10 protein-coding genes are annotated in these 10,591 nt (G+C 68.9%); 4 read left to right on the top strand and 6 right to left on the bottom strand.

Features of this window, described 5'->3' with window-relative positions:
• Positions 1 to 107: 107 nt before the first annotated feature.
• Positions 108 to 1,739, bottom strand: a complete 1,632-nt coding sequence (locus BFF77_RS09420) for an FAD-binding oxidoreductase (RefSeq protein ID WP_066946275.1) — start codon at positions 1,737 to 1,739, stop codon at positions 108 to 110.
• A gap of 558 nt (positions 1,740 to 2,297) precedes the next feature.
• On the opposite strand from BFF77_RS09420, the gene BFF77_RS09415 reads away from it, so the two are divergent.
• Positions 2,298 to 3,125, top strand: coding sequence for an SCO4651 family lipoprotein (locus BFF77_RS09415; protein ID WP_066946272.1), 828 nt, complete (start codon positions 2,298 to 2,300; stop codon positions 3,123 to 3,125).
• A 257-nt stretch (positions 3,126 to 3,382) separates the two neighbouring features.
• Positions 3,383 to 3,589, top strand: coding sequence for a hypothetical protein (locus tag BFF77_RS09410; RefSeq protein ID WP_066946269.1), 207 nt, complete (start codon positions 3,383 to 3,385; stop codon positions 3,587 to 3,589).
• A gap of 273 nt (positions 3,590 to 3,862) precedes the next feature.
• Here BFF77_RS09410 and BFF77_RS09405 read toward each other — a convergent pair whose 3' ends face one another.
• Positions 3,863 to 4,216 (bottom strand): metal-sensitive transcriptional regulator, encoded by a 354-nt coding sequence (locus BFF77_RS09405; RefSeq protein ID WP_066946266.1) that lies wholly within the window; start codon positions 4,214 to 4,216, stop codon positions 3,863 to 3,865.
• A 248-nt stretch (positions 4,217 to 4,464) separates the two neighbouring features.
• Between BFF77_RS09405 and BFF77_RS09400 the strand changes: the two genes are divergently transcribed.
• Both BFF77_RS09400 and BFF77_RS09395 read left to right on the top strand, forming a co-directional pair.
• Complete coding sequence (locus tag BFF77_RS09400; protein ID WP_066946263.1) at positions 4,465 to 5,085, top strand: DUF47 domain-containing protein; 621 nt, start codon at positions 4,465 to 4,467, stop codon at positions 5,083 to 5,085.
• Positions 5,086 to 5,090: 5 nt separating this feature from the next.
• On the top strand, positions 5,091 to 6,089 hold the full coding sequence (locus tag BFF77_RS09395; protein WP_066946260.1) for an inorganic phosphate transporter: 999 nt from the start codon (positions 5,091 to 5,093) through the stop codon (positions 6,087 to 6,089).
• Positions 6,090 to 6,267: 178 nt separating this feature from the next.
• Here BFF77_RS09395 and pstB read toward each other — a convergent pair whose 3' ends face one another.
• The 4 genes from pstB to pstS all read right to left on the bottom strand — a co-directional run bounded on the left by pstB (position 6,268) and on the right by pstS (position 10,422).
• On the bottom strand, positions 6,268 to 7,044 hold the full coding sequence (pstB, locus tag BFF77_RS09390) for a phosphate ABC transporter ATP-binding protein PstB (RefSeq protein WP_066946257.1): 777 nt from the start codon (positions 7,042 to 7,044) through the stop codon (positions 6,268 to 6,270).
• Positions 7,045 to 7,096: 52 nt separating this feature from the next.
• Positions 7,097 to 8,176: a phosphate ABC transporter permease PstA gene (gene pstA, locus BFF77_RS09385; RefSeq protein ID WP_066946254.1), complete on the bottom strand. Its 1,080-nt coding sequence runs from the start codon at positions 8,174 to 8,176 to the stop codon at positions 7,097 to 7,099.
• Positions 8,173 to 9,165: a phosphate ABC transporter permease subunit PstC gene (pstC, locus tag BFF77_RS09380; RefSeq protein WP_066946247.1), complete on the bottom strand. Its 993-nt coding sequence runs from the start codon at positions 9,163 to 9,165 to the stop codon at positions 8,173 to 8,175. Before pstC ends, pstA begins: the two co-directional genes overlap by 4 nt.
• 126 nt (positions 9,166 to 9,291) lie before the next feature.
• Positions 9,292 to 10,422, bottom strand: a complete 1,131-nt coding sequence (pstS, locus tag BFF77_RS09375; protein ID WP_066946244.1) for a phosphate ABC transporter substrate-binding protein PstS — start codon at positions 10,420 to 10,422, stop codon at positions 9,292 to 9,294.
• Between the last annotated feature and the right edge of the window lie 169 nt (positions 10,423 to 10,591).

Raw genomic sequence — 10,591 nt, 5'->3', positions numbered from 1 at the left:
CGCCCGTACGGCCACCTCGGTGGGCCGTACGGGCGACAGCGGCCGGCCGGTACCGGACGGCGGCAGTGGTCCGTGCCGGGCGGCCGGAACGCCGCGCGGCAGGCCGGTCAGAGCGCCTGCGGGAAGTCGAAGAGCCGGTCCGGGTCGTACCGCGTCTTCAGCCGTGCCAGCCGGTCCGCGGCGGGACCGTAGTAGGCCGAACGCCAGTCCGTCAGCGTCGGGTCCGTGTAGTTCTGGTACGCCGCTCCCGACGCGTACCGGCGCAGCGACTCATGGGTGGTTTTCAGCCATGCGCGCTGTGCGGATCCGGAGGTTCCGGGCTGCCAGGCGGCTATGTACTGGGCCAGGAACCGCGAGCGCCGGTGGACGAAGGCCGTGGCGAGCGGATCCACCCGGTTGACCGCGCCGCCGAGCGCGGTGAGCGCGAGGGAGCCGCCGCTGCCCCCGCTGCCGCTCCCGTCCCCGCTCCTGTCCGGCGGCAGCCGGGTGAATGCCTCGGCGGCCGAGACGAGGGCGCGCAGCCCGGCGGGCGAGAGGGAGCGGTCGTAGAAGTCCGAGGCGGCGGCGTACGTCTCGCGCTGGAGCGCGCCTCGCGCACTGCGGCCGGGTGTCGTGCCGGGCAGATGGCACTGCTCCTCGTCGAGCCCGGAGCAGCCCCCGTACACCAGCATCGCGTCTCCGTACCCGCGCTGACGCAGGGATACGGAGCTTGCCGGGCCGGGGCCTCCCGGGCCGTCGGCGAGCCGGTCGAGGGCGTTCTTCAGGTCGTCCTCGTCGCCGAGGGAGAAGGCCGACAGGGAGATGGTGGGCGCGGCGCCGCCGGGGCCCGCCGAGAGATGGAGCGAGGACCAGATCTCGTCGGGCTGGTCGGGGCCCCAGCGCTGCCACGCGGCGAGCAGTGTCTCGGCCTTCGACCAGGGCCAGCTCAGAAAGGCGGAGACGCTCGCGGGCGCGGGATGCGTGCGGAAGCGCAGCTCGGTGACGACGCCGAAGTTGCCGTTGCCCGCGCCGCGCAGCGCCCAGAAGAGGTCCTTGTTCTGTTCGGCGTCGGCGGTCAGCCGTCGGCCGTCGGCGGTGATGAGGGTGGCGGAGGTGAGGCTGTCGCAGGTCAGACCGTAGGCGCGGGCGGCCACGCCGTGTCCGCCGCCGAGAGTGAGCCCGGAGACCCCGACGGTGGGACAGGAGCCCGCGGGGATGGTGAGGCCCTGTTCGGCGAGGGTGCGGTAGACGTCGCCGAGCCGTGCGCCCGCGCCGACGATCCCGTCCGTGGCCGCGTGGTCGAGCGAGTCGAGCTTCGACGTGTCGATGACGAGACGGCCGTTGCCGCTGGACCAGCCCGCGTAGGAGTGTCCGCCGCCGCGGATCGAGACGGGAGTGCCATGGGCCCTGGCGAAGGCGAGGCACTCCTGGATGTCGTCCTCGCCGGCGGCGTACGCGACGGCCGCGGGCTTCAGGGAGTCGAACCGGGTGTTGTAGAGCTGGCGGGCCGTCGGGTACGCCGAGTCGTCGGGCCGTACGAGATCTCCGTCGAGCCCTTCCGCCAGCGCGGCCCAGTCAGGGGCGCCGGCCGGGGGCTTCGCCGTAGCGCCGCGGGCGGGGCCCGTGGTGCCGGGCGGTCCGCCCTTGTCACCGCCGGTGCCCGTGCCGCCGGGCCGGTCGTGGCCGCCGCCGGAACACGCGGACGCGGCAGCCGCCGTGAGGGCGACCGCCGCCGCGGTGAGCACTGTGCGCCGTTCCATGTGACGACCTCCTGAGGAGGGAAGTGTGCCTCAGGGACCGACGGTTCCGGAATGGGAGATTCCGGATCGTAAGGTTCCGCTTCAGCTCTGCGGCGTGTGGGAGGCCGCGTCGGTGCGGGCGCGGTCACGGGATCTGCGGGCGGGGCCGGACCAGCCGCACGAGCAGCGGGCCAGACAGAACGAACCGCGTTCCACGGTCGAGGTGATGTGCGGCGATATGGGCTGAAATAAGGAACCGGAGGGTGCGGTGGGGGATGGAGCGGGGGCCGAAGTGGTGGGGGTCGAAGTGGCGGTGGCGGGACCTGAGGTGTCTTGCTCGGGCACGAACTCCACCGTACCGAGGCGCTGGTGCCTTGTGGCGGGGTCCGGCACAGTGCCCGGCACGGCCGGGTGCAGAGCCGGGCAGGCGGCCGGGTGCAGAGGCGGGCCCAGGGCCCGGAGCGGGGCCGGGCACAGGGCCGGGCGCACGGCCCGGCGTGACGGGGAACGCGGGGCGTCGTTATCCGGAGCGGGTGGGCTTAGGACAAGCGACGGCCAGGCGTTGGGGGTTGGCAGGCGATGGTGGTGCAGCAGCACAGACGCAGGAACGTGGCGTTCGCCGTCGTGGCCGTGGCAGGCGTCGTCGCCACGACCGCCGGCTGCTCGGGAGGCGGCGGGGCCATGGCCGACGACCGGCCGGCCCAGGATCCGGGGGCGGTGCTCAGGGCGGCGGACGTCCTGCTCGCGGCGGGCAGTTCGAAGGCCCGTACGTCCATGGAGATGGCGGCCGGCGGGACGCGCGTGACCATCCGGGGCGAGGGTGGATACGACTTTGCGCGCCGGATGGGGCGGCTCAGGGTCGTGCTGCCGAAGGACCCCGCGGGTGTGAACCGGCACCGGCCCATCACCGAACTGCTCTCGCCCGCCGCCCTCTACATGAAGAACCGCGGGGCCGGTGTGCCCGCCGACAAGTGGGTCAGGGTGGATTCGACCACGCTGGAGGACGGGAATCTGGTCACCGGCGGTGCGACCGATCCGCTGACCGCGGCCGAACTGCTGCGCGCCGCCCGTAATGTGGCCTTTGTCGGTGAGAAGGATCTCGCGGGCACCCGGGTCTGGCACTACCGGGGCACCACCTACATCGGCGGGGCCGCGCGGTCGGCGGCGCCGTACGCGCGCGGCGCGCTGGCCGCCGCGGCCAAGGGGTTCGGCGAGGACGCGGTGCCGTTCGACGCGTATCTGGACGAGGACGGACGGCTGCGCAAGGTCCGGCATCAGTTCAGCTATGTCAATCAGGGGCATACGGTCGATGTCGCGTCGACCACACTGCTGTACGCGTTCGGGGTCACGGTCTCGGTCGCGCTGCCTCCGTCCGGCGACATCTTCGCCGGGGAGATCAAAGCCTGAGCGCGGGCCCGTACGGATTTCTCCCGGATCTGCGGCGGATCCGCCGCGGTCCGCCGCCGGTTCGGCGTGGATTTCCCACTGCCGCCCTTCGGCTCCCGGTGGAAGGCGGGCCGGGTGGCCCGATCATGGATCGGCAAGATCGGATCCGGCCGTAACCATGGAGGACCAAGCCGGAAATGGTCCGGACGTGCCATGCGCGGGCTGTATCACCCTCCCTACGCTAGGAAGTCGACACCGGCAGGAAGAGGTGATAGCACGTGGCTCTGTTACGTACGCCGACCGTCCAGGACCGCGTGGCCCTCGCCGAGATCGAGTTGTGCGGTGAGTTGATGATCGCGGCGTCCGCCGCGGACGAGGACCGGCTCAGCCCGGACCGTATCGACGAGGTGCTGAACGTGGCGGCCGAGCGGGCCCTCCTGGAGGAGTCCGAGCGGGCGCTGTTCTGGAGTTCTCCCTGGGAGTGAGGCCCGCGACGGGGCGCGGTCCCGCCGCGCCCCGGCCGGTACGTCCGTGACACCGCCCGTCCTCCTCGCCCTCCCCGTCCTCCTCGCCGTCTCCGCACCACCTGTGACATCGGGCACAAAGGCGATGTCGGGCGCAAGGGTGATGTCACGCGCGAATGCGACGTCGGGTGCGAAGGTGATGTCACGCGCGAAAGTGATGTCGGGCACAGGCGGGGGCGCCGGACAGTGCGGGGGACGGCCGCCGGGCAGCACGGCGGATGGGGTGAGTGGGCCTCAGGTGCGCAGCAGCCGCGCGATCGCCTTGGTTGCTTCCTCCACCTTCGCGTCGATTTCCTCCCCGCCCTTGACGGCGGCATCGGCGACGCAGTGGCGCAGATGCTCCTCCAGGAGCTGGAGCGCGAAGGACTGGAGCGCCTTGGTCGAGGCGGAGACCTGGGTCAGTATGTCGATGCAGTAGACGTCCTCGTCGACCAGCCGCTGAAGGCCCCGGATCTGCCCTTCGATCCTGCGCAGCCGCTTGAGGTGCTCGTCCTTCTGCTGGTGATATCCGTGCACACCGCGGTCGTGGTCGGTGATGGCGGAGGGCGCGTCGCTCGTCGCCGCGCCGGCCGCCTCGGTGGTCGTCATCGCGTCCTCCTGTGTGTCCGCCGTGTTACAGCGGTTTGTCGGTGCGCTGCCGGCGGTCCGCCGCAGTCTGTCCGAAAAGGTGGATATACCCCTCGTGGGTATATGGTACCTGTCTGTGGGCCTTGGGGCAGGGCCCTGTGCTTATCACCTTGTCTGATGGGCGACACTTGGGACCGGCCGCTTAGCAGTGGCCGGATGATGCGCCTAGCATCACCCTGACCGAATTCCATGTAACCCGAGGACCCCAGGTGCGCTTTCGTCTGACCCCCAGGGAGACGAGCTTCTATGACATGTTCGCCGCGTCCGCGGACAACATCGTCACGGGCTCGAAACTCCTGATGGAACTCCTCGGGGCGGATTCCTCCGCCCGGGCCGAGATCGCGGAGCGGATGCGGGCGGCGGAGCACGCGGGCGACGACGCGACTCACGCGATCTTCCATCAGCTCAACTCCTCCTTCATCACGCCCTTCGACCGCGAGGACATCTACAACCTCGCGTCCTCGCTCGACGACATCATGGACTTCATGGAGGAGGCCGTCGACCTGGTCGTCCTCTACAACATCGAGGAGCTGCCCAAGGGCGTGGAGCAGCAGATCGAGGTACTGGCCAGGGCCGCCGAACTGACCGCGGAGGCCATGCCGCACCTGCGGACGATGAACAACCTCACCGAGTACTGGATCGAGGTCAACCGGCTGGAGAACCAGGCCGACCAGATCCACCGCAAACTGCTGGCCCATCTCTTCAACGGCAAGTACGACGCGATGGAGGTGCTCAAGCTCAAGCAGGTCGTCGATGTGCTGGAAGAGGCCGCCGACGCGTTCGAGCACGTCGCGAACACGGTGGAGACCATCGCGGTCAAGGAGTCCTGAACCACGTGGACACCTTCGCACTGATCGTGACCATTGGTGTCGCGCTCGGCTTCACCTACACCAACGGTTTCCACGACTCCGCGAACGCCATCGCGACCTCGGTGTCCACCCGGGCCCTGACCCCGCGCGCCGCTCTGGCGATGGCCGCGGTGATGAATCTCGCGGGCGCGTTCCTCGGCCAGGGAGTCGCCAAGACCGTCAGCGAGGGGCTGATCGAGACACCGCATGGATCGAAGGGGATGGGCATCCTCTTCGCCGCGCTGGTCGGTGCGATCGTCTGGAATCTGATCACCTGGTACTACGGGCTTCCGTCCTCGTCCTCCCACGCGCTCTTCGGCGGCATCGTCGGCGCGGCGCTGGCCGGCGGCAGCGATGTGATCTGGTCCGGAGTGCTGGAGAAGGTCGTCGTCCCGATGTTCGTGTCGCCGGTCGTCGGCCTGCTCGTCGGTTATCTGGTGATGGTCGGCATCCTGTGGATCTTCCGCAGCTCCAACCCGCACAAGGCCAAGCGTGGCTTCCGGATAGCCCAGACCGTGTCCGCGGCCGGGATGGCGCTCGGGCACGGTTTGCAGGACGCGCAGAAGACGATGGGCATAGTGGTGATGGCCCTGGTCATCGCCGATGTGGAGGACTCGGGGGACTCGATCCCGATCTGGGTGAAGATCGCGTGCGCGCTGATGCTCTCGCTGGGTACGTACGCGGGTGGCTGGCGCATCATGCGAACGCTGGGCCGGAAGATCATCGAGCTGGACCCGCCGCAGGGGTTCGCGGCGGAGACGACCGGCGCGTCGATCATGTTCGGCTCGGCGTTCCTGTTTCAGGCGCCGATCTCGACGACGCATGTCATCACCTCGGCGATCATGGGCGCCGGCGCGACGAAGCGGGTGAACGCGGTGCGCTGGGGCGTCGCGAAGAACATCGTTCTCGGCTGGTTCGTCACCATGCCGGCCGCCGCACTGGTGGCCGCGCTGAGCTTCTGGATTGTGCAGCTGACGTTCGGCTGAGCCGGGCCGTGAAGACGCGAAGAGCCGTGAAGACACGAAGAGCCGTAAGGACGCGACGAGCCGCAGAGGCACGAAGAGCCTCAAGACACAAAGAAGTGGGCCCGCCCCCCTGGGAGAGGAGGCGGGCCCTTCGCCGTGCGGTGGCACCGCCATGCAGCACCGCAGGACGGCTCTTGCCCTAGCCGAAGCGGCCGGAGATGTAGTCCTCGGTGGCCTGCACGGACGGGTTGGAGAAGATGCGCTCGGTCTCGTCGATCTCGATGAGCTTGCCGGGCTGGCCGACGGCGGCCAGGTTGAAGAACGCCGTACGGTCCGAGACGCGCGCCGCCTGCTGCATGTTGTGCGTCACGATGACGATCGTGAAGCGCTCCTTCAGCTCACCGATCAGATCCTCGATGGCCAGCGTCGATATCGGGTCGAGCGCCGAGCACGGCTCGTCCATCAGCAGGACGTCCGGCTCGACCGCGATCGCGCGGGCGATGCACAGACGCTGCTGCTGACCGCCGGAGAGACCGGAGCCGGGCTTGTTCAGCCGGTCCTTGACCTCGTTCCAGAGGTTGGCGCCCTTGAGGGAGCGCTCCACGACGTCGGCCAGCTCGCTCTTGCGCACCGTGCCGTTCAGCCGCAGACCGGCCGCGACATTGTCGAAGATCGACATCGTCGGGAACGGGTTGGGGCGCTGGAAGACCATGCCGACCGTACGGCGCACGGCGACCGGGTCGACGTTCGGGCCGTACAGGTTCTCGTCGTCCAGGAGCACCTTGCCCTCGACGCGGCCACCGGGAGTGACCTCGTGCATCCGGTTCAGCGTGCGCAGGAAGGTGGACTTGCCGCAGCCGGACGGGCCGATGAAGGCCGTCACGGAGCGGGGCTCGACGGTCATCGAGATGTCGTCGATCGCCCGGTGGGAGCCGTAGTAGGCGGAGAGTCCGCTGACGTCGATTCGCTTGGCCATGTCAATCACTGCTTCTTTCGTGGCCCCGCGCGGCGGAGCCGGATGTCGGGCCTCAGCGGCCGGTCTTCGGGGCCTTCCAGCGGGCGATACCGCGCGCCACCAGGTTGAGGATCATGACGAAGGCGATCAGCACCAGGGCCGCGGCCCAGGCGCGGTCGATCGCAGCGACCTCACCCACCTTGTACTGCTCGAAGATGTAGAAGGGCAGCGACGACTGCGGACCGTCGAACGGGTTCGTGTTGATGAGCTGGCTGCCGAAGACGAGCAGGATGATCGGCGCGGTCTCACCGGAGATACGCGCGACGGCGAGCATCACACCGGTGGTGATACCGCCGATCGCGGTCGGCAGCACCACCTTGAGGATCACGCGCCACTTCGGTACGCCGAGGGCGAGCGCGGCCTCGCGCAGCTCGTTCGGTACGAGCTTGAGCATCTCCTCGGTGGAGCGGACCACCACGGGGATCATCAGGATCGTCAGGGCGAGCGAGCCCATGAGGCCGGACTGCTGGATGTCGGCCATCAGCATGATCGAGAGGATGAAGAGACCGGCCACGATGGACGGGATGCCCGTCATGACGTCCACGAAGAACGTCACGGCCCTGGCCAGCGCGCCCTTGCCGTACTCCACCAGGTAGACGGCGGTCAGCAGACCGATCGGCGTCGCGATCACGGTGGCGATGGCGACCTGCTCCAGCGTGCCGACCAGCGCGTGGTAGACGCCGCCGCCGGCCTGGGAGCTGAGCACACCGGACATCGAGTGGGTCAGGAAGTACGGGTCGAGCGACTTCACGCCGCGGCTGATGGTGGTCCAGAGCAGCGAGAACAGCGGGATGACGGCGAGGATGAAGCACACCCAGACGATGCTGGTGGCGAGACGGTCCCTGGCCTGGCGCTGGTTCTCGACCACCGTCGTGGTGACGTACGAGGTGACGAGGAAGGCGACGACGGCGATCAGGCCCCACTGGACCTTGCTGTCGAGACCGGCCGCGGCACCGATGCCCACACCGACGAGGATGCCGACGACGGCGAATCCGGCCGGTGCCCAGCGGGGGAGGCCACGGCTGCTGAGGCTCTTCCCGCCCGCCGAGGGCGGCAGCGGGGTCGGTGTGTCCTGTATGGCTGCGTGGCTCATGCGTTGGCCCCCGAGTACTCCTTGCGGCGCGCGATGATCAGCCGGGCCGCACCGTTCACCAGCAGAGTCAGGACGAAGAGCACGAGACCGGAGGCGATCAGGGCGTCACGCCCGACCCCGTTGGCCTCGCCGAACTTCGCCGCGATGTTCTGGGCGAACGTACCGCCGCCCGGGTCGAGCAGATGGAGCGACATCAGATAGCTGGGGGACAGGACCGTGGCGACGGCCATCGTCTCGCCGAGCGCGCGGCCGAGGCCCAGCATCGAGGCGGAGATGACACCGGAGCGCCCGAACGGCAGGACGGAGAGCCGGATGACCTCCCAGCGGGTGGCGCCGAGGGCGAGTGCCGCCTCCTCGTTCATCCGCGGGACCTGGAGGAAGACCTCCCGGCTGACGCTGGTCACGATCGGCAGGATCATGATCGCCAGCAGGATGCCGACGGTGAGCATGTTGCGGGCGACACCGGGCTGGGTCTGGTCGAAGATGTACGTCCACGCGAAGTACTGGTCGAGCCAGAGGTTGAGACCCGCGAGGTACGGCACGAGGACGATGGCGCCCCAGATGCCGTAGATGATGCTCGGCACGGCGGCGAGCAGATCCACGATGTACGCGATGGGCGCGGCCAGCCGGCGCGGCGCGTAGTGCGAGATGAACAGCGCGATGCCGACGGCGATCGGGACGGCGATGACCATCGCGACGATCGAGCTGATGACCGTACCGACGAGGAGGACCGCGATTCCGAAGACCGGCGGGTCGGCGGACGCGTTCCAGTCGAACGTGGTGAGGAAGTTGCCCTCGTCCTTGGAGATGGCGATGGCGGCGCGGTAGGTCAGGAACCCCGCGATCGACGCCATGATGACGAGCAGCAGAATGCCCGAGCCCTTGGAGAGGCCCGAGAAGATCTTGTCGCCCGCGCGCCCTGTGGAGGTGCCCGACCTGGGGCTGAGCGGCGGAGCCGGTGGGGTGTCTGTGGGTGTGGTGGAAGCCATGATCTTTCCGGTCTGTGTGGGGGAGGGATGGCTCCCCTGGCGGCGGTGCACCGGATGGGTGGACGGCCGCCGGCCCGGAGCGTTGCGCTGCGCCGGGCCGGCTGCCGTCACCTGCTGTGCCGGGTACTACGAGAGGGCGGCGACCGTCTCGCGGACCTTGGCGTTGATCTCGGCGGGGATCGGGGCGTAGCCGGCCTCGGAGAGCACCTTCTGGCCCTCGTCGCTGGCGGTGTAGGTCAGGAAAGACTTGACGGTGGGAAGCGTCTCGGCCTTGTTGCCCGTGTCACAGGCGATCTCGTAGGTCACCAGGACGATCGGGTAGGCACCCTCGGCCTTGGTGGCGTAGTCCAGCTCCAGGGCCAGGTCCTTGCCGGTGCCCTTGACCGTGGCGGCGGCGATGGCCTTGGAGGCGTTGTCGGACGAGGCCTCCACGGGGGCGCTGGCACCCGTGTCGATCTTGACCGTGGAGATCTGCTGCGAGGTGGCGTAGGAGAGCTCGAAGTAACCGATCGCGCCGTCGACCTGCTTCACCTGGGTGGCGACACCGGAGGAGCCGGACGCCGACTGGCCGCCGGGGGCGGGCCACTTCTTCTCGGCCTCGTACTTCCAGTCGGACGCGGCGGTGGCGCTCAGGTACTTGCCGAGGTTCTGCGTGGTGCCGGAGTCCTCGGAGCGGTGGAAGGCCTGGATGGGCTTCTTCGGGAGCTTGGCGTCGGGGTTCAGCTTGGCGATGGCCGCGTCGTCCCAGCTCTTGATCTTGCTGTCGAAGATCTTGGCGAGGGTGGGGGCGTCGAGGACGAGGCTGTCCACACCCTCCAGGTGGTAACCGATGGCGATCGGTCCGCCGACCATGGGCAGGTTGATGCCCTGGCCGCCCGAGCAGATCTTCTTCGAGTCGGCGACCTCTTCGGGCTTGAGCGCCGAGTCGGAGCCGGCGAAGCCGACGGTGCCCTGGTTGAAGGCGATGATGCCCTCACCGGAGGAGGAGCTGTTGTAGTTGACCTCCACACCGGGACAGGCGGCCATGTAGTTCTTGATCCAGAGGTCCATGGCGTTCTTCTGCGCGCTGGAACCGGACGCGAGAAGCTGGCCCTTAGCGCCCTCACACACAGCGTTCGCCGAGGCGGCGGGCTTCGACGAAGGGTCGCTGGGGTTGCTGTTGTCGTCCGATCCACACGCCGTGAGAACCAGGGCGCCGGAGACGGCGAGGGCACCGAGCGCGGTAGCACGCAGCCCGTTCTTGCGCTGAAGCTTCACTTCGGGTGTTCCTTCCAAGAGCCGCCTGTCGCATACGAGTTGACGGCGGCGTGTGTCGGGGTGGTTGGTGGGGCGCTGTGACCGTCACCGTGTAAGCCCGAAATTAGGCAGATCAGATGAAGCCGCCGACGGGGAAGGGTGAACGGAAAGTGAACCATGGCATACAGCC

It is taken from the genome of Streptomyces lushanensis (assembly GCF_001700515.1).
In the GTDB taxonomy this organism is placed as follows: Bacteria; Actinomycetota; Actinomycetes; order Streptomycetales; family Streptomycetaceae; genus Streptomyces; species Streptomyces lushanensis.
This window is presented reverse-complemented; position numbering and strand designations above follow the sequence as displayed.